This window comes from Rhodoferax sp. BAB1, from assembly GCF_013334205.1.
Lineage (GTDB): Bacteria > Pseudomonadota > Gammaproteobacteria > Burkholderiales > Burkholderiaceae_C > Hylemonella.
Genome location: NZ_CP054424.1, coordinates 2,370,046 through 2,389,430 on the forward strand (window position 1 = coordinate 2,370,046; position 19,385 = coordinate 2,389,430).

19 protein-coding genes are annotated in these 19,385 nt (G+C 67.1%); 6 read left to right on the forward strand and 13 right to left on the reverse strand.

Annotated elements, in window-relative coordinates:
* Nucleotides 1–23: 23 nt before the first annotated feature.
* Nucleotides 24–920 carry a LysR family transcriptional regulator gene (locus HTY51_RS11315; protein ID WP_174252838.1) on the forward strand — a complete coding sequence of 299 codons (897 nt, stop codon included), beginning with the start codon at nt 24–26 and terminating at the stop codon, nt 918–920.
* A 49-nt stretch (nt 921–969) separates the two neighbouring features.
* Nucleotides 970–1,878 (forward strand): VCBS repeat-containing protein, encoded by a 909-nt coding sequence (locus HTY51_RS11320; RefSeq protein ID WP_174252839.1) that lies wholly within the window; start codon nt 970–972, stop codon nt 1,876–1,878.
* A gap of 22 nt (nt 1,879–1,900) precedes the next feature.
* On the opposite strand, the gene HTY51_RS11325 is transcribed toward HTY51_RS11320, so the two are convergent.
* Nucleotides 1,901–2,503: an NAD(P)H-dependent oxidoreductase gene (locus tag HTY51_RS11325; protein ID WP_174252840.1), complete on the reverse strand. Its 603-nt coding sequence runs from the start codon at nt 2,501–2,503 to the stop codon at nt 1,901–1,903.
* 163 nt (nt 2,504–2,666) lie between these two features.
* Between HTY51_RS11325 and HTY51_RS11330 the strand changes: the two genes are divergently transcribed.
* Nucleotides 2,667–2,960: a 2Fe-2S iron-sulfur cluster-binding protein gene (locus HTY51_RS11330; protein ID WP_174252841.1), complete on the forward strand. Its 294-nt coding sequence runs from the start codon at nt 2,667–2,669 to the stop codon at nt 2,958–2,960.
* A 19-nt stretch (nt 2,961–2,979) separates the two neighbouring features.
* Here the strand turns inward: HTY51_RS11330 and HTY51_RS11335 are convergent, their stop codons facing one another.
* The 8 genes from HTY51_RS11335 to hemC form a co-directional block, all read right to left on the reverse strand.
* The gene (locus HTY51_RS11335; RefSeq protein WP_174252842.1) at nt 2,980–3,183 is read right to left on the reverse strand and encodes a putative motility protein; all 204 of its coding nucleotides are present in this window, start codon (nt 3,181–3,183) and stop codon (nt 2,980–2,982) included.
* Nucleotides 3,184–3,239: 56 nt separating this feature from the next.
* Nucleotides 3,240–4,151 carry a DHH family phosphoesterase gene (locus tag HTY51_RS11340; protein WP_174252843.1) on the reverse strand — a complete coding sequence of 304 codons (912 nt, stop codon included), beginning with the start codon at nt 4,149–4,151 and terminating at the stop codon, nt 3,240–3,242.
* Nucleotides 4,148–5,137 (reverse strand): ribosome biogenesis GTPase YlqF, encoded by a 990-nt coding sequence (ylqF, locus tag HTY51_RS11345; RefSeq protein ID WP_174252844.1) that lies wholly within the window; start codon nt 5,135–5,137, stop codon nt 4,148–4,150. Before ylqF ends, HTY51_RS11340 begins: the two co-directional genes overlap by 4 nt.
* Nucleotides 5,138–5,847: 710 nt before the next feature.
* Nucleotides 5,848–6,915, reverse strand: a complete 1,068-nt coding sequence (locus tag HTY51_RS11350; RefSeq protein WP_174252845.1) for a GGDEF domain-containing protein — start codon at nt 6,913–6,915, stop codon at nt 5,848–5,850.
* Between the two features lie 73 nt (nt 6,916–6,988).
* Nucleotides 6,989–8,272, reverse strand: coding sequence for a heme biosynthesis HemY N-terminal domain-containing protein (locus HTY51_RS11355; protein WP_174252846.1), 1,284 nt, complete (start codon nt 8,270–8,272; stop codon nt 6,989–6,991).
* A gap of 19 nt (nt 8,273–8,291) precedes the next feature.
* On the reverse strand, nt 8,292–9,389 hold the full coding sequence (locus tag HTY51_RS11360) for a uroporphyrinogen-III C-methyltransferase (protein ID WP_174252847.1): 1,098 nt from the start codon (nt 9,387–9,389) through the stop codon (nt 8,292–8,294).
* Complete coding sequence (locus HTY51_RS11365; RefSeq protein ID WP_174252848.1) at nt 9,386–10,159, reverse strand: uroporphyrinogen-III synthase; 774 nt, start codon at nt 10,157–10,159, stop codon at nt 9,386–9,388. The genes HTY51_RS11360 and HTY51_RS11365 overlap by 4 nt, the downstream gene beginning before the upstream one ends.
* A gap of 5 nt (nt 10,160–10,164) precedes the next feature.
* Nucleotides 10,165–11,094, reverse strand: a complete 930-nt coding sequence (gene hemC, locus HTY51_RS11370; protein ID WP_254606864.1) for a hydroxymethylbilane synthase — start codon at nt 11,092–11,094, stop codon at nt 10,165–10,167.
* A gap of 124 nt (nt 11,095–11,218) precedes the next feature.
* Between hemC and ppc the strand changes: the two genes are divergently transcribed.
* Nucleotides 11,219–14,017 (forward strand): phosphoenolpyruvate carboxylase, encoded by a 2,799-nt coding sequence (gene ppc, locus HTY51_RS11375; protein WP_174252850.1) that lies wholly within the window; start codon nt 11,219–11,221, stop codon nt 14,015–14,017.
* On the opposite strand, the gene HTY51_RS11380 is transcribed toward ppc, so the two are convergent.
* From HTY51_RS11380 to HTY51_RS11395, 4 genes are all read right to left on the reverse strand, one after another.
* Complete coding sequence (locus HTY51_RS11380) at nt 14,014–14,739, reverse strand: hypothetical protein (RefSeq protein ID WP_174252851.1); 726 nt, start codon at nt 14,737–14,739, stop codon at nt 14,014–14,016. The genes ppc and HTY51_RS11380 overlap by 4 nt on opposite strands.
* A 45-nt stretch (nt 14,740–14,784) precedes the next feature.
* Nucleotides 14,785–15,150 (reverse strand): 6-carboxytetrahydropterin synthase, encoded by a 366-nt coding sequence (locus tag HTY51_RS11385; RefSeq protein ID WP_174252852.1) that lies wholly within the window; start codon nt 15,148–15,150, stop codon nt 14,785–14,787.
* Complete coding sequence (gene queE, locus HTY51_RS11390; RefSeq protein ID WP_174252853.1) at nt 15,147–15,782, reverse strand: 7-carboxy-7-deazaguanine synthase; 636 nt, start codon at nt 15,780–15,782, stop codon at nt 15,147–15,149. Before queE ends, HTY51_RS11385 begins: the two co-directional genes overlap by 4 nt.
* A 364-nt stretch (nt 15,783–16,146) precedes the next feature.
* Nucleotides 16,147–17,013 carry a restriction endonuclease gene (locus HTY51_RS11395; protein WP_217448208.1) on the reverse strand — a complete coding sequence of 289 codons (867 nt, stop codon included), beginning with the start codon at nt 17,011–17,013 and terminating at the stop codon, nt 16,147–16,149.
* 101 nt (nt 17,014–17,114) lie between these two features.
* Between HTY51_RS11395 and HTY51_RS11400 the strand changes: the two genes are divergently transcribed.
* Both HTY51_RS11400 and HTY51_RS11405 read left to right on the forward strand, forming a co-directional pair.
* Complete coding sequence (locus HTY51_RS11400; RefSeq protein WP_174252854.1) at nt 17,115–18,413, forward strand: replication-associated recombination protein A; 1,299 nt, start codon at nt 17,115–17,117, stop codon at nt 18,411–18,413.
* Nucleotides 18,414–18,461: 48 nt separating this feature from the next.
* Complete coding sequence (locus HTY51_RS11405; protein ID WP_174252855.1) at nt 18,462–19,382, forward strand: branched-chain amino acid ABC transporter permease; 921 nt, start codon at nt 18,462–18,464, stop codon at nt 19,380–19,382.
* Nucleotides 19,383–19,385 lie beyond the last annotated feature (3 nt).

Genomic DNA, 19,385 nt, shown 5'->3' on the forward strand with positions numbered 1-19,385 from the left:
CAGCTATCCGTAGAATGCATGTCATGGACCTGACCCGCCTGCAGTATTTCGTGGCTGTGGCAGAGGCCGGCAGCTTCAGCCGCGCCGCCGCCGCCCTGCACATGTCGCAGCCGGCGCTGAGCCGGCAGGTGCTGCTGCTGGAGGAAGAACTGGGACAGCGCCTGTTCGAGCGCACCGGCCGCGGCGCGCAGGCCACCGAATCCGGCACGGCCTTGCTGGCGCATGCGCGCGGCATCTTCGACCTGGCCGAGCGCGCCCGAGTGGACATGCGCGAGCGCCAGGCCAGCCCGCGCGGCCGCCTGACCGTGGGCCTGCCGCCGCGCCTGGCCCACGTGCTGACGGCCGACCTGGTCGAACGCTTCCACGCGCAGTTCCCCGAAGCCACCATGACCGTGGTGGAAGGACTGAGCATCCGCCTGCGTGAATGGCTGGTGGCCGGGCGCATCGACGTGGCCCTGGTCTTCGATCCACCGCCCTCACCCCAGATGCAGCAGGAGACCCTGCTGCGCGAACCGCTGGTGCTCATCAGCGTGCAGCCCCTGCCCAAGCGCATGCGGCTGGCCGACGTGGCCCAGCGCCCCCTGGTCATGCCCAGCGGCCCCAATGCCCTGCGCCAGCTGCTGGAGCAGCACACGCGCCCGCGCGGCCTGCCCTTGAAACTGGTGGCCGAAGTGGATTCGGTGCAGACGGTGCTCTCGCTGGTGGCACGTGGTGTGGGCGACACCGTGCTGCCGCTGGGCGCGACCAAGGCCTGGACCTACCCGCAGGCCCTGCAGGTGGCCGCCATCCACAGCCCGGCCATGCGCAACCAGCTGGTGCTGGCTGTGCCCACGGCCCGGCCGGCCACGCGCCTGAGCCGCTATGCCGCGCAAGCGCTGCGCGAACTGGTGTCGGCGCACTTCCAGACGCCGGATCTGTAAGAAATCCGCGCGGCAGACAGACTAGAGTCTGTTCATACGGATCTTCTCGATGCTGCCCTACCCCCTTGCCCTACGACTGACCCTGCTGTGCGCACTGCTGCCTGTGGGCCTGCAGGCCAGCACGCTGACACTGACGCCGGCCAGCCCGGCCTGTGGCGTCATGGCCGTGGCGCAGGCCCCGCTGCCGCCGGCCGCGCAGCAACGACTGCCGCAAAGCCAGGCTGCCTTAGGAGCACGCGACATCGCCTGGGCCTGGCTGGGCTCGCCCACGGCGCGCTACCCGCATGCGGCCCTGGGCTCGACGCTGCATGCCGCCAGCCTGCAGGTGCTGCCGGCCACGGCCCACGCGCAGTTGTTGACCTACACGTTGCCGCTGCAGCGGGTGTTCGAGGACCGCGTGCCGCGGCTGGCCGACCTGGACGGCGACGGGCGTGACGAGATCATCCTGGTGGAGGCCGACGCCCTGCGCGGCGCGGCGCTGGTGGTGTTCGGCCTGCGCGATGGCACGCTGGTGGAACTGGCCCGCGGCCCCCATGCGGGTTCGACCTTCCGCTGGCTCAATCCGGTCGGTGTGGCCGATTTCGACGGCGACGGCCGCCTCGACCTGGCCAGCGTGACCACCCCCCACATCGGCGGCGTGCTCACCCTGCACCACTATCGCCCGCCACGCCTCGAACCCTATGCACGCGCCACCGAGGTCTCCAACCACCGCATGGGCGAACTGGAGCAGCAACTGGCGGTGGTCGTGACGCAGCCGGGCCAGCGACCGGCGATCCTGATCCCCGACATGCAGTTGCAGATGCTGCAGGCCCTGCGCTGGGATGCCCCGGGGCAATGGACCGAACTGGCCCGCCCCCTGGCGCTGCCCGCGCGCGCCGAGCGTTTCACGCCGCTGGACGGCGCAGGCTGCCTGCGGCTGGCCGACGGCAGCTGGTGGCACGTGACGCTGGCGCCCTGACCACCGAAGCGGTCTGATCCGCTCAAACGGCCCGCGCCCCCAGCGTGCGCAGCCTGTCCTGCCACTTGCGCACGCCGGCCTCACCCAGCCGGTCCACCATGCCGATCAGCGTATCGCGCACCGGCGAGATACCGACGAAGCCCAGGATGTTGCGCTTGAGCAGACCCACGCCACGAGCCCGGAACACCCAGCGGTAGATCAGGGCCGGCATGCCCATGGTGACGACGATGCGCGCGCTGCGGCCCTTGAGGCCCTTGAAGATGAAGGGGTTGCTGGCGCGCTCGGCCGCATCGCCCTTGAAGGCAAAACCCGGGCGCGCCACCTGCTCCAGGAAACCCTTGAGCAGGGCCGGCATGTCGCCCAGCCAGAGCGGGAACACGATAAGCAGGTGCTGGGCCCAGGCGATCTCGTCCTGCGCGGCCTGCAGGCCAGCGGGCAACGCCGCATGCTCCCACTCCTGCTGGCTGCGCAGCAGGGGAAAGTCGAGTCTGGCGATCTCCACGATGTGCACCTCGTGGCCGGCCTGGCGCGCGCCTTCGGCATAGGCAGCAGCCAGGGTGTGGCAGAGATGCGGGGCCGAGGCGTCGGGGTGGCCCTGGAGGATGAGGATGCGGCGGCGGTCCATGGATAAGCTCCTACGGTGCGGTCACGTGATGCTGACACGACAGCCCGGCGGCGTCCATGACCTGACGCAAACGCTCTGTTTTTAATAGCAAACAGGGCTTGCCCCGTGACGCAATGGGCTTATCCGGTCCTGCCTAGAATGGAGGCACCACCCTCCCTCGAACATGAACCCGAACGACACCCCCCTCTTCTACACCGGCCGCACCGAAGCCTTCGACCAGCCATTCGACGCCTGGGCCGATCGCCCTCTGCTGCGCTCCATGGAAGAAGGCGGTGTGGACTGGCCCAGCTCCTGCCGCAATGGCAACTGCCGCACCTGCATCGGCCAGCTGCTCAGCGGCACGGTGCGCTACGACATCGAATGGCCGGGCCTGAGCCAGGAAGAGAAGGAAGAGGGGTATGTGCTGCCCTGCGTGGCCCACCCCTGCTCGGACGTGGTGCTCAAAGAAGGCTACTGAAGAGAAACGTCGCTTGGCTTCAGGCCAGCACGTTGAGCCGCGTGCCCAGGCTGCCCGAGGTGGCCAGGGGCTGTGGGCCCGTGGTCGGTTGCAAGAGGATCTGCATGCTGCTCTGCTGCATGTCCATGGCCTGGCGCAAGACGTAGACCTGCACGTTCTGCGCCAGCCGCGCCGACTGCAATTGGCTGGCGATGGCGATGATCTGATTGCTGATGCCGTCCATGGTCGATATCGGGTGGTTCAACCCTTTATCGGCAGGCCAGCGGGCAACTTGAGGGTTCAGGCGTTAAGCGTGCCGCGCAGCAGCTCGGGCAGGCGCTCGGCCCCCATGCGGAAACCGCAGGCCTGGGCATGGCCGCCACCGCCCATGCTCTCGGCCAGAGGGATGCAGTCGAAGCTGCGCTGCGAACGCAGGCCCACCTTGATGAGGCCGCCCTTGCTGGCGCTCCACATCAGCGCGTAGGTGCCGCTCTTCTTGCTCAGCAGTTCGCCCACCAGGCTGTGGAACATGCCCGGGGCGTTGACCATGAGCCCGGCCTGGCCGTTGAAGACGACAGGCTCGGCGCCCGCGGCGATGTCTTCGCACAGCTTGCTGAACTTCTCGTCCATGGCCTGGCCGCGTTGCATGAAGCTCGCCAATTCGTCTTCGGACCAGGAGGCGATCTGCGCCCAGCGCTCGAAGTCCATGGCCTCCATGTCGAGTGCGGCCAGGAAACCCGCGCTCTCGGGAAACTTCCAGGCCCAGATGTCGCGGTCCTCGATGTAACGCACCAGGGCGGGCAAGGCACGATCGGACTGGAAGAACTCCCAGGCCAGGCGCGCGCCGGACTTGCCCATGTCGAAATGCACCACACCGCAGCGGCAGGCAAACCCCGTGAGCTTCTCGGCCGCACTCTTGTGGTGGTCCAGCAGAACGAGCTTGGCGGCGCGCTGCTCGATGGCCTGCATGAGCTCGGGTGCGAAGGAGAAGTCCAGGATGTAGACGGCGCGGCCATCGAGCGCCGGCAGGTCGTCCACGGTCTTCACGTCGCCATGGTCGCAGGGCCGGAACTCGGCCCGACCTTCGTAGTAAAGCCAGGCAGCCAATGCCGCGCCAAAGCCGTCGGCGCAGCGTGCGTGGTAGAGGATGAGCGGCGCAGGATCGTGGCGATCGGGGTGGACCAGCAGTTGCTGGGGCAGCAGGGTTTTCATCGGGCGGGTTTCCTGGGACGGGGGATGGCCTTGGGGGGCGCAGTTTTCTTGGCCGCGGGCTTGGTGCGGATGTGGCCGGCACTCTTGAGTTCTTCCTTGCGCAGCTGGCGCTCGGCGTCGAGCTGCTTGCCTTCGGCCAGCCAGCGTGCATATTCCTGCGGCGTCTCCAGCGAGATGCGGCCCAGCGCGCCGGAGCGGAAGTCGTGGATCAGCAGCTCGGCGGCCTTCTGCAGGTTCACCTTGTTGCCGGCTTGCAAGGCACCGCGGTTGCGGCCGATGGCTTCGAGCAATTCCTCGCTCTGCAGCGACTCGATGTCCTTGAGGGCATAACGTGCGGCCAGTTCTGCGAGGTAATGCGGCTTGAGGTAGTCCAGCAGCTCCAGCGCCACCTCCTGGTCGTCGAAGGCATTACGCCCCACGGCGCCACTGGCGGCCAGGTTGTAGCCGCTTTGCGCGACGATGATGCGCGGCCACAGCATGCCGGGCGTGTCGAAGAGGTAGAAGCCGTCTTCCAGCACGATGCGCTGCTCATTGCGCGTGACGCCGGCCTCATCGGCTGCCTTGGCCGCGCTCTTGCCCACCAGGCGGTTGATCAGCGTGGACTTGCCCACGTTGGGGATGCCGCAGATCATCACGCGCAGCGGACGCGCCATGCTCTCGCCGCGGGTGGGCGCCAGTTCGCGGCAGGGAGCGATCAGGCGCCGGGCGGCGTTGCCATCGGTGGTGTCCAGGGCGATGGCGCGTGTGCCCTCGCGGCCGTTGTAATGCGCCAGCCAGAGCGCGGTGCACGCCGGGTCGGCCAGGTCCTGCTTGTTCAGGACCTTGAGGCTGGGCCGTTTGCTGGTGAGCGAGGCCAGCATGGGGTTGGCGCTGGAGCCGGGCAGGCGCGCGTCCACCATCTCGATGACCACATCAATGTGCTTGATGCGCTCCTCGATGGTCTTCTTGGTCAGGTGCATGTGACCTGGGAACCACTGGACGGCCATGGATTTCGTGTTCTGTGTTTGGGACAGGGAGGATTGTCGCCGAGACGGGTTGGCATCTGGATAAGCGGTTGCTTGCGTGGCAGGCCGGGTCTCGCCCCGGCGACCGGTTTGGTGTCGGGTGATGCGCCCGACAGCGCACTCACTTTCTTTGCTTCGCCAAAGAAAGTAAGCAAAGAAAGGCGAGCCGGGTTCGTCGTCCCTCCGCTACGCTGCGGGCACGCTGCGTTGCTCGGCCAGTGCGGGAAGTGCAGAAACTCGCTACGCTCAGACATCTGCACTTCTTATTCCGCCCTGGCCTGCGCTACTCGCCTCCTCTCACGGCAATGGGGAACCGGAGACCAAAACCAAAACCAGAAACAACAAGGACGCGCCATGGCGCGTCCTTGTGGAGTTCGGCTGTTGGCTATCGGTATTGGCTGTTCGGAGCCCTATGCCGTGTGGCAGGGCTGAGCAGCGCAGCAGCGGGCGGATCAGGGCGGGCGTTGTCTGAGCGCAGCGAGTTTAGCCCGACCCCGCCCGATGCGAGCAGCGCAAGGTACCCCGCAGGGGCCCTGACTTCGGCTCGCCTTTCTTTTGGGTACTTTGCTTTGGCGAAGCAAAGAAAAGTACCTCGCCCGCCGGGGCGAGACCCGGCTTGCTGCGTGAACAAACCAAAACCCGGAAAAAGAAAAGCCCGCATGAAGCGGGCATCTCATCATGAACCGGGAGATTCAGAACACGTCCACCGACCCCGTTCTCGCCACTTCCCCAAACAGCCCCCGCCGTACCAGGTCCAGATGGCTGCAGACCTTGTTGCGCCCGTTCTTCTGCGCGAAGTCGATGGCCTGCTCGGTGCGCTCCAGCGCGCGGCTGGGCGAGTCGTCGGCCAGCACGCGGGTGAAACCGGCGCTGATGGTGATGCGGCCGACCTGCGGGAAACTGAACTTCTCGACATTGGCGCGCATGCGCTCGAAGGCCCCCAGGGCCAGGGCCTCCTCGGGGCAGTGGAACAGCACGGCAAACTGCTCGCCGCCGAAGCGGTAGAGCCGGTCGTGGGTGCGGAAGGTGCTGTTCATGATGCGCGCCACCAGCAGGGTGACCTCTTCCATGATCAGGTGACCGTGCTTGTCGTTGAGCAGGTGGAAATTGTCGATGGCGATGGTGCCCAGCCAGTAGTTGGGCGGCACGCGGTGGCGGCGTTCCTTGCCGGGGGACGGCTCGTTCCTGGCGTCTTCCAGGATGCCGTCCATCTCCTCCAGCAGGGCGCTGTAGAAGGTGTCGTCCAGGGACTTGCGGTTGAGCAGGCCGGTCAGCGCGTCACGGTCGCTGTAGGCCAGCAGCGTGTACATGTTGCGATAGATGTGGTGCAACTGCTCGATGGTCTGGCGGTCCACAGGCTCCAGCACGCCGGCGGTATGGACCTCGATCACGCCCTGCTCCGCATCGGCGCGGGAATCGGCAAACAGCGGCAGGTAGTAGATGCGCGGGCCGTCGGGTCCGGCCCAGGCTACTTCGATGACCTGGCGCCCGTTCAGGCTGCGCAGCCGGTCATAGGACTCCTCCAGCTTGGGCAGGCTCTGGAAATCGATGCGCAGCGGGTCCACCACCTTGCCGCCGCCGCGCGCATCCAGCGAGACCAGGTCCAGCCAGCGTTTCTCGTTGTCTTCGGCGCTGACACGGGAGATCACCACGCGCTGGATCGGCACCAGGTCGATCAGGGCCTTGGCCAGCGTGAGCTCCAGCAGATCGCGGTCACGGTGGTCGGTCAGCTTGATCAGGTGTTCTGTCAGGGTCGCCATAGTGCTGACCATATTAGCCGGGAAAGGGCGAAACGTCACCCCCTGCTTGTCCCGGGGGGCGAATCGCCCGGAATCAGCTCCGGGCGGCCTGGCGCCAGGCTTCCAGTGCGCCCGCGCTGTCGTCGCGCTGCTCGGCCATGCGCGCCAGGGCAGCCCAGGCACGCCGGCGCAAGGTCTCGTCGGCCAACTGGGTCAGCGACTGGCGCAAGAGCTGCTGGGCCTTGCCCCACAGGCTCAGGTGCATGCAGGCGATGCCGGCCAGGTACTGCAGCAGGGCTTCACGCGGGTTGCCCATCTGGGCCGACTCGATGCGCGCCAGCCAGGCGACGTCGGGCTGGCCCGGGGTCTGGTTGAAACCCCGTTCGAGCAGGAGCACCAGGCGCAGGCGCAGTTCCTGCGGCAGCGTGGAGGACGGGCGCACCAGTTGCTCCCACACCGGCAGCAGCCACTGCTGCACCAGCGCAAAATCGCCGCCCAGCGCCAGCATGCGTTCCCCGGCCTGCAGGGCCACTTCGGGCATACGACGCTCGGTCTCGTCGAGCTGGGTCCAGGCCTTGTGCAGCTGGGCCGGATCGTGGCTGTTGCGCAACCATTCGGTGGCCAGCCCGCGCACGATGCTGCGGCTGGCCGTTTCCGAAAAGGCACGGTGCTTGCCCAGCAGGCGTGCGGTCTCCAGCGCCGCCCGGGACTGCCCGGCCAGGCGTGTGACCCGCAGGCGCAGGCGCAGGGCCAGGGTGCGGCGCGCCACGCCCTGGGGCAGTTCATCGAGCCGCTGCAGGGCGGCCTGCACGTCGCGGTCATCAAAGGCCCAGCGGGCCACGCGCAACTGCACCCCTTCGCGGATTTCCAGTTCGTCGCGCCGCCGGGACTGGGTCAGGACCAGCGCCTGGCGGGCATGTTCATCGCGCGCACTGCGGTCTTGCAGGGCATGGCTGCATTCCGCCGCGAGCAGGTGCGCCATGGCGGCCAGCCGGCCCCCGTAGGGCAGGCCCTGCTCGGCATTCGTCAGCGCCTCGGTCTGGGCCAGCACGTGTTCAGCCGCCTTGCGGGCCCGGATGTAGCGCCCGGCCGTCAGGTGCGACAGGGCATCGAGCAGGCCCTGCTGCAGCACCCGCTCCTGATGGCGCATGCGCCAGCGCCGCGCCTCGTCCGGCAACGCCAGCAGCACGGCCAGGCCCCGCAGGGCGGCGTACAGCAGCACGAAGGCTGCCATCAACAGCAGCAGCACCAGGTTGAGGGAGAGGTCGATGCGGTGCGGCGGCCAGAACAGCGTGACCGTGCCCTGGTTGTTGCCGGCAAACAGGGCCACCCCCGCCGCCAGGGCGAAGAGGGCGAGAAACCAGAGCACGTTGCGCATGGGGGTTCGCCTGCAACGCTCAGCGGCCGGCCGCCGCCGTGGCCAGGGCCGCCAGCGTCTCGTCCACGCGCGGCAACTCCAGCGTCTTCATCTGCTCGCGGGTCTGCTGCAGCAGCGCCAGGGCCGCGCGCATGCGACGCGCATCGGCATCGAAATACTTCTCCAGGGCCGCGCCGGCCTTGAGCAGGTCGGCCCGGGCCGCATCGGGCTGGCGTGCCAGCAGGCCCAGGCGGGCGTTGAGCAGCAGCAGCTTGAGGTTCTCGCGCACGAAGAAGGACTGCTCGGGGCTCAGCAGCACGGCGTCCGGGTGGTCGATGCGGCTGACGCGCACCAGGCCACGCAGTTCGTCCTGCACCGCCTTCAGGCTACGCTGCCACCAGTCGCGCAGACCGGTCTCACTCACGGCCTGGGTCGCCAGCGCGGCGGCGGGGGCGCGCGCCCCCACGGCATTGGCCAGGGGCAATTCGTCGGCCAGGCGCACCAGTTCATCCAGGCGCGCCAGCAAGGTCGGGGTGTCGGCCAGCGGGGTGGCCTTGATGCGCGCCGTGTCGCGCGCCAGTGCGCGCTGCAGGGGCGCCAGCCGGGCCTGGGGCACCCGCTGCACCCGCTGCTCGGCCGTGCGCAGCGCCGCCAGCAGGGGCTCCACGCTGCCAGTCAGCTGGGACTGCTGCTGGGCCAGGCGGATGGCGGACTCGATGTCCACCACCAGGTTCTCGTCACGCGAACGCGACAGGCTCTGCATCAGCTCCTCGAGCTGGCTGCGCTGCAGCGCCACCTCGCCCAGGCGTGCCTCCAGCACGGCCTGGCGCGCGGCCAGCTCGCGCTCGCGCTGCTGGGTCTCGCGCACCAGCGTGCGCGCCTCGGCCGCGTTGGCGCCGGCTTCGGCCGTCTGGCGCGCCAGTTGATCCTGCAAGGTGGACAGGCGCTCCCACAACAGGGCGGTGAGCAGCAGGGCCAGCACGGCGACCGTCCCCAGGGCCAGCACCAGGCGGCGCGACACCGGGGGCAGCGCTGCTGCGACCGGCGGGCGGTCGACCGCTGCGGGTGCGGCAGGCGCTGCAGCAACAGGCTCTGCGCTGCCGGCGTTGGGGGATTCCAGGGGCTCGGGCGTGGTCATTGCATCGATTCTATCGAGGCCCGGACATCGGCCAGCGCAGGGCGTGACTCGCGCACCAGGGCAAAGCCGGCCGCACGTGCCGCCTGCGCGATGCGCGCATGCGTGGCCACGGCGCGCGCGGCGCCCCAGTCCTGCTGCGGCAGGCTGGCCTGCAGGTTCAACACGGCCTCGCTGCTGCTGAACAGCCAGACCGAGCCGTCCTGCGCGGCGGCCCGGGCCAGCGCCAACTGGGCAGCATCCAGCACCGGGCGCTGGCGCTGGTAGCTGGCGACGAAATCCACCGAGCCACCGGCGGCAGCGACCTGGCGTGCGAACCAGTCGCGCCCGGCGCCCTCGGTGCTGGCGCCGGCGCTGGCATCGGCGCCGCGCACGATCAGCACACGCGCACCGGGGACGATGCGGCCGGCGACCAGGGCCCACAAGGCCTCGGAGTCGAACTGCGCGGCATCGGCCGGTGGGGCGGTGATGTGCTGCGCCGGCACCCCGGCACGCCGCAGCGCGCCCACCGTGCCGGGCCCGGTGGCCCAAGTCTGGGCCGGAAGCGGCACATCGGCCGGGCGGGCCGCGAAGAAACCATCGACCGCATTGGCGCTGACGAACATCAGGCCGAGGTAGCCGTCGAGCTGGCGCCAGGCCCGCTGCAGCGCGGCCGTATCGGGCGCCGGGGCGATGCCGATGAGCGGCAGGGCCAGCGCCTCATGGCCGGCCTGCTGCAGCGTCTGCACCCAGTCCTGCGCTTCGCGCCGGGGGCGGGTGACGATGACGCGCATGGTGTTCAGTGCTTCTCGGTATCCAGCGAGCCGCCGGCACGCAGCACGCCTTCCTTGAGGCGGGCCGCCACCTGGCTGCCCAGCGCCTCGGCGGCGGAAAGGTCCGCCACGGAAACCGTCGCATCGGCGCGCACCAGGGCCACACGGCCCTCCGGGTCGCCCCAGGCGGCCTGGATCAGCAGGGTCGCACCGTCCAGCGTGGCGTAGGCCGCCAGCGGCATGGAACAGCTGCCGCCCATGGCACGGCTCACCGCGCGCTCGGCGGCCACGCGCAGCCAGGTGCCCTGGTGCACCAGAGGAGCCAGCGCAACGGCAACGTCCTGGCGATCGCTGCGGATCTCGATGCCCAGCGCGCCCTGACCGGCCGCGGGCAGCATCTCGCCCGGCGCAAAGACCGAACGGATGCGGTTTTCCAGACCCAGGCGCTTGAGGCCGGCCGCCGCCAGCACGATGGCGTCGTACTGCCCTTCGTCCAGCTTGCGCAGGCGGGTGTCGAGGTTGCCGCGCAGCGGCTCGATCTTCAGGTCCGGGCGGGTCGCACGCAGCAAGGCTACACGGCGCAGGCTGGAGGTGCCCACCACGGCGCCCTGCGGCAGCGCAGACAGGTTGGCGTATTTGGGGGAGACAAAGGCGTCACGCGGGTCCTCGCGCTCCATCACGCAGGCCAGGGCGAAGCCTTCGGGCAGCTCCATGGGCACGTCCTTGAGCGAATGCACGGCCAGATCGGCACGGCCTTCTTCCAGCGCCACCTCGAGTTCCTTGACGAACAGCCCCTTGCCGCCGACCTTGCTCAGCGAGCGGTCCAGGATCTGGTCGCCCTTGGTCGTCATGCCCAGCAGCGTGACGCTGTGGCCCTGTTGCTCCAGCAGGGCTTTCACGTGTTCGGCCTGCCAGAGGGCGAGGCGGCTTTCACGGGTGGCGATGGTCAGTTTCATCAGGATCTTCGATCGAAAAAAGGAGCCGCCCATCCATCAGTTACAGAGGGCGGACACATCAGCGAGCGGGCGATGCTAGCATGCATCGCGTTGCCCCTGTTTTACCACTACCAAGCACATCGTCATGCCCGCCACCGTCGCCCGCTCCAAAGACAACGAACGACCGCTGGTCGAAGACATCCGCCTGCTCGGCCGCATCCTCGGCGACGTCATCCGCGAGCAGGAGGGCAGCGCAGCCTACGAACTGATCGAGCAGATCCGCAAGCTCTCCGTGGCATTCCGCCGCCACGACGACACGGAAGCCGACAAGACCCTGAAAAAACTGCTCAAGGGCCTGAGCGACGACCAGACCGTGAGCGTCATCCGCGCCTTCACCTACTTCAGCCACCTGGCCAACCTGGCCGAGGACCGGCACCACATCCGCCGGCGCGCCGTGCACGAACGCGCCGGCAATGAGCAGGAGGGCAGCATCGACGTGGCGCTGTCGCGCCTGCGCTGGGCCGGCATCAGCCCCAAGATGATCGCCAACACCCTGGCGCACAGCTACCTCTCGCCCGTGCTCACCGCCCACCCCACCGAGGTGCAGCGCAAGAGCATTCTGGACGCCGAGCGCGACATTGCCCGCCTGCTGACCCAGCGCGACGAGATCAAGACCCGCGCCGTCGGCGTGGACCCGCGCAAGGACATGCTCACCCCGCGCGAGCTGGCCGCCAACGAAGCCCTGCTGCGCGCGCGCGTGCTGCAGCTCTGGCAGACCCGCCTGGTGCGCAGCAGCAAGCTGGTGGTGGCCGACGAGATCGACAACGCCCTGAGTTATTACGAACCCACCTTCCTGCGCGAGATCCCGGCCGTCTACGCCAACCTGGAGCGCGAGCTCAACCAGCCCGTGCACAGCTTCCTGCGCATGGGCCACTGGATCGGCGGCGACCGCGACGGCAACCCCAATGTGGGCGCGCACACCATGGCCATGGCCCTGGGCCGGCAGGCCGAGGTGGCGCTGCGCCACTACCTGACCGAAGTGCACCTGCTGGGCAGCGAGCTCTCCGTCTCCGACCTGCTGGTGGGCTGCAGCCCCGAGATGCGCCTGCTGGCCGACAGCTCGCCCGACACCAGCGAGCACCGCCGGGACGAACCCTACCGCCGCGCCCTGATCGGCGTCTACGCCCGCCTGGCCGCCACCCTGCGCGAACTCAGCGGCGGCGAGGCAGCCCGCCACGCCGTGGCACCGCAGAACCCCTATGCCAGTGCGGCCGACTTCCTGGCCGACCTGAAAACCATCGAAGGCTCGCTCAACACGCGCCACGGCGCCGCCCTGACGCAGCAGCGCCTGCGCCCGCTGATCCGCGCGGTGGAAGTCTTCGGCTTCCACCTGGCCACGCTGGACCTGCGCCAGAGTTCGGACAAGCACGAGGAAGTCATCGCCGAGCTGATGGCCACGGCACGCATCGAATCGCAGTATTCGAAGCTCGACGAAATGGCCAAGCGCGCCCTGCTGCTGCGCCTGCTCAACGACGCCCGGCCGCTGCGCGTGGTGGGCGTGGACTACAGCGCCCACACGCAAAGCGAGCTGGCCGTGTTCGAGATGGCCCGCCAGATCCGCCAGCGCTACGGCCATGAGGCCATCCGCCACTACATCATCAGCCACACCGAGACGGTGAGCGACCTGCTGGAAGTGCTGCTGCTGCAGAAGGAAGTGGGCCTGATGCGCGGCGTGCTGGACGACACGAGCTGCACCAACGACCTGATCGTGGTGCCCCTGTTCGAGACCATCGAGGACCTGCGCCAGGCCGCGCCCATCATGCGCGACTACTACGCGCTGCCCGGCATCGCCGCCCTGATCCGGCGCAGCGGCGGCGAGCAGGACATCATGCTCGGCTACTCCGACAGCAACAAGGACGGCGGCATCTTCACCAGCAACTGGGAGCTCTACCGCGCCGAGATCGCGCTGGTGGAACTGTTCGACCAGCTCGCCCCCGTGCAGCTGCGCCTCTTCCACGGCCGCGGCGGCACCGTGGGCCGCGGCGGCGGCCCCAGCTACCAAGCCATCCTGGCCCAGCCCCCGGGCACGGTGCGCGGCCAGATCCGCCTGACCGAACAGGGCGAAGTGATTGCCTCCAAATACGCCAACCCCGAGATCGGCCGGCGCAACCTGGAAACCCTGGTGGCCGCGACGCTGGAAGCCACGCTGCTGCAGCCCACCAAGCCGGCGGCCCCCGCCTACCTCAAGGCCGCCGAGGCCCTGTCGCAAGGCAGCATGGCGACCTACCGCGCCCTGGTCTACGAAACCCCGGGTTTTGCCGACTACTTCTTCGGTGCCACCCCCATCCGCGAGATCGCCGAACTCAACATCGGCTCGCGCCCGGCCTCACGCAAGGCCACGCAGAAGATCGAAGACCTGCGCGCCATCCCCTGGGGCTTCAGCTGGGGCCAGTGCCGCGTCACCTTGCCCGGCTGGTACGGCTTCGGCACCGCGGTGGAAAACTTCCTGAACGCCGGCGGAGCCAAGGAACACAAGGAGCGCCTGGCCCTGCTGCAGAAGATGGCCAAACAGTGGCCCTTCTTCAAGACCCTGCTCTCGAACATGGACATGGTGCTGGCCAAGAGCGACCTGGCCCTGGGCTCGCGCTACGCCGAGCTGGTGGGCGACGGCAAGCTGCGCAAGAAGGTGTTCACGCAGATCGAGGCCGAATGGCAGCGCACCGTGCACGCCCTCACCCAACTGACCGGCGAGAAACAGCGCCTGGCCGGCAACGCCGCCTTGCAGCGCTCCATCCGCCATCGTTTCCCCTACATCGACCCGCTGCACCACCTGCAGGTGGAGCTGATGCGCCGCTACCGTGCGGGACAGGCGGATGAGCGCGTGCGCCGCGGCATCCACATCTCGATCAACGGGATTGCGGCGGGCTTGCGCAACACCGGCTAAGGCTGTTCTGGATCAGCCGGGGTCCACCGGCCCGTGGACGGGCACACGCGGGCCCGTGCACCGTTCAGCCAGACCTGCTCATCCTCCAACCGCAAGGCGCTGGCAGGGTCGATGTCGAAGGCGACCCCCAGTGCGCGCGCGACGTGGACATCCTCGATGGGAAGCTCCCAGCTCAGGAAGACCTGGCTGCGCTCGGGGTCGGGCGGGAAGTCGGCCGCATCAAAGCCGCTGCTGCGCCGCTCGATGACGGCGTGCGGCTGGCCCGTATCAAAGATCACGACCGTCCCCCTTGCCAGCGGGATGCGCAGACCGGTCGCCGGAAAATGCAGGTCCAGCCCCCGGTCCTCGCTCAGAAAAAGATTGCAGAAGGCTTTGCTGCCATACCGTTCGCCGTCATGGTGGTACCTCGCGCCGCGGCAGGCCATCAGGGCGACCTCGCTGAAGGCCAGCACCTCCTGCAGACCGAGCGAACGTGTCCAGTCGGCCACCGCCTGCACACAGAGGCCATACTCCGGCCAGCGCACGCGCGCACGCGCCAGAGGCAGGGGCTCGACGTCGCCGGGCTCCAGGCCCAGACGCAAGGTGATCTCCCTTTGCCAATCGGCCACCAGCCTGGCAGAGGGCGCAGGCACATCGACGGTTCCCGTCAGCACGACATCACTCACGCTACGGCTGCGAATGGTTTCACCACTCCAGTAGTAGGAGGCAGGAACATTTAGCATGGGATGTGGGGCGTGACGGTTACCCGGTTTGTCGCCCTGCAGGACTCACTCAGGCCGGTAGACGCACTTGTCACCAATCGCGTGCCGCTCCACCGTCACCGCGGCCAGGCCGGGTACCTTGGGCTGGAGTTCCTTCCAGATGAAAGCACAGAGGTTTTCCAGCGTGGGGATGCCCAGGCCCGGCACCTCGTCCAGGAAATGGTGGTCCAGCTTCTCGCGCAGCACCTCCACCTCGCGCCGGACGTAACCCAGGTCCAGCACCATGCCGGACGTACCTTTGGGCTCGCCGCGCACGAAGACCTCGGCGTAATAGGTGTGGCCATGCACGCGCTTGCTGCCCTCGGCCTCGATCTCGCGGCGCAGGGTGTGGGCGGCGTCAAAGAAAAAACGCTGGCTGATCTCGTACATCAACGGATTCCGATCATCTTGTGCGACTGGATGCCCAGCCGCCACTGGGGGTGTTGCTGACAGTATTCAATGGCGCGCTCAGTATTGGTGGCGCGATCCGGCCCGTCCATGGGCTGCAGGAAGAAATGCTCGAAGGCCAGGCCTTCGAAACGCGCCGGGTCCACGTCCACCTGCGGGTAGACCAGCTTGAGTTCATTGCCTTTTCTCAGCACCACCTCGGCATCGGCCTTGGGGCTGACGCAGATCCAGTCCAGACCCGGCGGCGGCGCCACCGTGCCATTGGTCTCCACGGCAATCGTGAAACCGCGCTTATGCAGGGCCGTGGTCAGCGCCTCGTCCACCTGCAGCAGCGGCTCGCCACCGGTCAGCACAACGTAACGACCGGCCCGGCCCTGCGGCTCCCAGGTCTTCTCGATGGCTTCGGCCAGCGCATCTGCCGTGGCGAACTTGCCACCGCCCGTGCCGTCCGTGCCCACGAAATCCGTATCGCAGAACTTGCACACCGCCGTCGCGCGGTCTTCCTCGCGCCCCGTCCAGAGGTTGCAGCCCGCAAAACGGCAGAACACGGCAGCCCGGCCGGACTGCGCGCCCTCGCCTTGCAAGGTGTAGAAGATCTCTTTGACGGAGTAGGTCATGGGGTGGGTGGGGGTGCGAAGGTGTGATTTTCGCAGGTCTCGGCTTCCTGCGCCTTGGCGATCGCTGCAAGCCGGGTCTCGCCCCGGCGGGCGACTCACTTTCTCTTGCTTCGCCAAGAGAAAGTAAGCAAAGAGAAGGCGAGCCGGGTTCGTCGTCCCTTCGCTACGCTCCGGGCACACTGCGTTGCTCGGCCAGTGCGGGAAGTGCAGAAACTCGCTGCGCTCAAACATCTGCGCTTCTTTTTCCGCCGTTCCCTGCGCTACTCGCCTCCTCATTACGGCGTGGGGAACGGAATACCGGACCCCACAAGGACGCGCCATGGCGCGTCCTTGTTTCGAGCTCTGGACTGAAGTGCTGCTCAGCCTACACGCTACGGAAATACGCTTCGTCGATCAAAACCTCTTCAATAATCTTCTGTTTCACAGCCACCCCAATCCGAAGCTCTTTAAGCTTTTCGACCAAAGCTTCTCCATCGATCAAATCGATCGGTGGCGCGCCGTCACGTTGAGCCTCAGTACGAGCGTCCTTAGTAAACGTTCCCGTAGTAATCAGCAGCCCCTTATCTGCACGCCCCACCATTGCGCCCCGAAAGTCTCGAACCAGTGGCGAGGAAACGCTACCCTGATAGCGTTTGCATTGAAAAATCACATGGAAAGACAAGAGCCCACCAATTCGAACAACACCCTTTCCATCGATACCGCCATCGCTGGTCTTCCCAGTAACCTCAACCTGAATAAATCCAGACTCGCGAAGAACACGCTGACACAAACGTTCGAAGGCATCGGGTTGCATAGACTTCACAACCTCAAGCAGCTTGTCTTCCCATCCAATATCTTTTAGCTCTGGAGATGATTCAGCAGCTTCTGGTTCCCCATCGTCTTCAACCTCATCTCGCCCCAATGACTGAACGAATTTTCTGACGATCTCTTTGTTTAGAGATTTATGCTTCTGCCCTTCAATAGTTAGCGCCCAAACGCCCCTTGCCGAGTTATCGAGAACCCCATACCTCTTGAGATAGTTTCTCGCCCAAGCCAACCGATAACTCAGTTTTGTTCGATTCCCTCGATGAATTTCCGCGACATCCTCTTCGGAAAGCCGAAGAATCGATGCCACTTCGTCCTCCTGCTCGGCCACCGACGCTGAGCCGCCAAGGTTATGCATAGCCTGCAAAAGCGGGGTGAATAGATCGTCATACTTTGGAATAGGCATAAGCGTCCGTTCGTCGTGCATGAATTGGTAGCTTGAGATTATCTCGCCCCCAAAGCGTACGCGGAGACCTTTCCCTCAATGGAAGGCAGCGACAACGCCAACCTACCACCTAGAATCCCGGCATGCCCCCACAAGCCCAACCCCATCAACCCCTGGCCGAACGCCTGCGCCCCAAAACCCTGGGCGAAGTCATCGGCCAGCAGCAGTTGCTGGGGGAGGGCATGCCCCTGCGCATCGCCTTCGAATCGGGCCAGCCCCACAGCTGCATCCTCTGGGGCCCGCCGGGCACGGGCAAGACCACGATTGCGCGGCTGATGGCCGATGCCTTTGGCGCGCAGTTCATCAGCATCAGCGCGGTGCTGGGCGGCGTGAAGGACATCCGCGAGGCCGTGGAGATGGCCCAGGTGGCGCTGGGGCAGGACAAACGCACCATCGTTTTCGTCGACGAGGTGCACCGCTTCAACAAGAGCCAGCAGGACGCCTTTCTGCCGCATGTGGAGTCCGGCCTGTTCACCTTCATCGGCGCCACCACCGAGAACCCGTCTTTCGAGGTCAACTCCGCCCTGCTCTCGCGCGCGGCGGTCTATGTGCTGCAGTCGCTGAGCGAAGAGGACCTGAAGCAGATCGTGCAGCGCGCGCTGGACATCGACGCCGTGCCGCCCATGGACGATGCGGCGCGCGACCGGCTGATCGCTTATGCCGACGGTGACGCGCGACGCCTGCTCAACACACTCGAAACGCTGGCCGTGGCAGCCACGCAGCAGAAGCAGGAACGCATCAGCGACGAATGGCTGCTCAAGGTGCTGGGCGAGCGCATGCGGCGCTACGACAAGGGCGGCGAGCAGTTCTACGACACCATCAGCGCGCTGCACAAGTCGGTGCGCGGCAGCGACCCCGATGCCTCGCTCTACTGGTTCATGCGCATGCTCGACGGCGGGGCCGACCCGCGTTACATGGCGCGCCGCCTGGTGCGCATGGCGAGTGAAGACGTGGGCCTGGCCGATCCGCGCGCGCTGCGCCTGGCGCTGGACGCGGCCGAGGTCTACGAACGCCTGGGTTCGCCCGAGGGCGAGCTGGCGCTGGCCGAATGTGTGGTGTACCTGGCCATCGCGCCCAAGAGCAATGCCGTCTACAAGGCCTACAACGAGGCCAAGGCCTTCATCAAGAAGGACGGCACCCGTCCGGTGCCCATGCACCTGCGCAATGCACCGACCAAGCTCATGAAGGAGCTGGACTACGGCAAGGGCTATCGCTATGCGCACGACGAGGCCGGTGGTTTCGCGGCCGGCGAGAGTTATCTGCCCGATGGCATGGCCGAGCCGGGTTTCTACCGACCCGTGGAACGCGGCCTGGAGATCAAAATCGCCGAAAAGATGCGTACACTGCGCGCGCTGAACGAAAAGAGTCGGAACCAGGCATAACTCTCGGGACCTGCGGCAAGTGGCACAAAGCTTGCTGCAGGGGAATCAATGGACATCTTTCTCCAACAGATCATCAACGGCCTGGTGCTGGGCAGCATGTATGCGCTGGTGGCGCTGGGCTACACCATGGTGTACGGCATCATCGGCCTGATCAACTTCGCCCACGGCGAGGTGCTGATGGTCGGCGCCCTGGTCAGCTGGAGCGTGATCGGCGTGCTGCAACCCCTGCTGCCGCCCTGGCTGGTGCTCATCATCGCGCTCATCGTGGCCTGCGTGCTGGCTGCGGCCCTGAACTACAGCATCGAGAAGGTGGCCTACCGGCCGCTGCGCAACAGCCCGCGCCTGGCCCCCCTGATCACCGCCATCGGCATGTCCATCCTGCTGCAGACCATGGCCATGATCATCTGGAAGCCCAACTTCAAGTCCTACCCCACGCTGCTGCCGAGCACACCCATCCAACTCGGCGGCGCCAGCATCACGCCCACGCAGATCATGATCCTGGTGGTCACGGCGCTCACCCTGGCCGCGCTGATGTGGCTGGTGCATGCCACAAAATTAGGCCGCGCCATGCGCGCCACGGCCGAGAACCCGCGCGTGGCCGCGCTCATGGGCGTGCAGCCCGACCGCGTGATCTCGGCCACCTTCATCATCGGCGCCGTGCTGGCCGCGATTGCCGGTGTCATGTGGGCCAGCAACTACGGCACCGCGCAGCACACCATGGGTTTCCTGCCCGGGCTCAAGGCCTTCACGGCTGCGGTCTTCGGCGGCATCGGCAACCTGGCGGGCGCCGTGGTGGGCGGCATCCTGCTGGGCCTGATCGAGGCCATCGGTGCCGGTTACATCGGCGACCTCACGGGCGGTGTGCTGGGCAGCCACTACGCGGACATCTTTGCCTTCATCGTGCTGATCGTGGTGCTCACGCTGCGGCCTTCGGGCCTGCTGGGCGAACGTGTGGCGGACAGGGCCTGACCA

Coding starts and splice junctions, on each gene's coding strand:
- HTY51_RS11315 (WP_174252838.1), top strand. CDS start 24: ATGGACCTGACCCGCCTGCAGTATTTCGTGGCTGTGGCAGAGGCCGGC.
- HTY51_RS11320 (WP_174252839.1), top strand. CDS start 970: ATGCTGCCCTACCCCCTTGCCCTACGACTGACCCTGCTGTGCGCACTG.
- HTY51_RS11325 (WP_174252840.1), bottom strand. CDS start 2,503: ATGGACCGCCGCCGCATCCTCATCCTCCAGGGCCACCCCGACGCCTCG.
- HTY51_RS11330 (WP_174252841.1), top strand. CDS start 2,667: ATGAACCCGAACGACACCCCCCTCTTCTACACCGGCCGCACCGAAGCC.
- HTY51_RS11335 (WP_174252842.1), bottom strand. CDS start 3,183: ATGGACGGCATCAGCAATCAGATCATCGCCATCGCCAGCCAATTGCAG.
- HTY51_RS11340 (WP_174252843.1), bottom strand. CDS start 4,151: ATGAAAACCCTGCTGCCCCAGCAACTGCTGGTCCACCCCGATCGCCAC.
- ylqF (WP_174252844.1), bottom strand. CDS start 5,137: ATGGCCGTCCAGTGGTTCCCAGGTCACATGCACCTGACCAAGAAGACC.
- HTY51_RS11350 (WP_174252845.1), bottom strand. CDS start 6,915: ATGGCGACCCTGACAGAACACCTGATCAAGCTGACCGACCACCGTGAC.
- HTY51_RS11355 (WP_174252846.1), bottom strand. CDS start 8,272: ATGCGCAACGTGCTCTGGTTTCTCGCCCTCTTCGCCCTGGCGGCGGGG.
- HTY51_RS11360 (WP_174252847.1), bottom strand. CDS start 9,389: ATGACCACGCCCGAGCCCCTGGAATCCCCCAACGCCGGCAGCGCAGAG.
- HTY51_RS11365 (WP_174252848.1), bottom strand. CDS start 10,159: ATGCGCGTCATCGTCACCCGCCCCCGGCGCGAAGCGCAGGACTGGGTG.
- hemC (WP_254606864.1), bottom strand. CDS start 11,094: ATGAAACTGACCATCGCCACCCGTGAAAGCCGCCTCGCCCTCTGGCAG.
- ppc (WP_174252850.1), top strand. CDS start 11,219: ATGCCCGCCACCGTCGCCCGCTCCAAAGACAACGAACGACCGCTGGTC.
- HTY51_RS11380 (WP_174252851.1), bottom strand. CDS start 14,739: ATGCTAAATGTTCCTGCCTCCTACTACTGGAGTGGTGAAACCATTCGC.
- queE (WP_174252853.1), bottom strand. CDS start 15,782: ATGACCTACTCCGTCAAAGAGATCTTCTACACCTTGCAAGGCGAGGGC.
- HTY51_RS11395 (WP_217448208.1), bottom strand. CDS start 17,013: ATGCACGACGAACGGACGCTTATGCCTATTCCAAAGTATGACGATCTA.
- HTY51_RS11400 (WP_174252854.1), top strand. CDS start 17,115: ATGCCCCCACAAGCCCAACCCCATCAACCCCTGGCCGAACGCCTGCGC.
- HTY51_RS11405 (WP_174252855.1), top strand. CDS start 18,462: ATGGACATCTTTCTCCAACAGATCATCAACGGCCTGGTGCTGGGCAGC.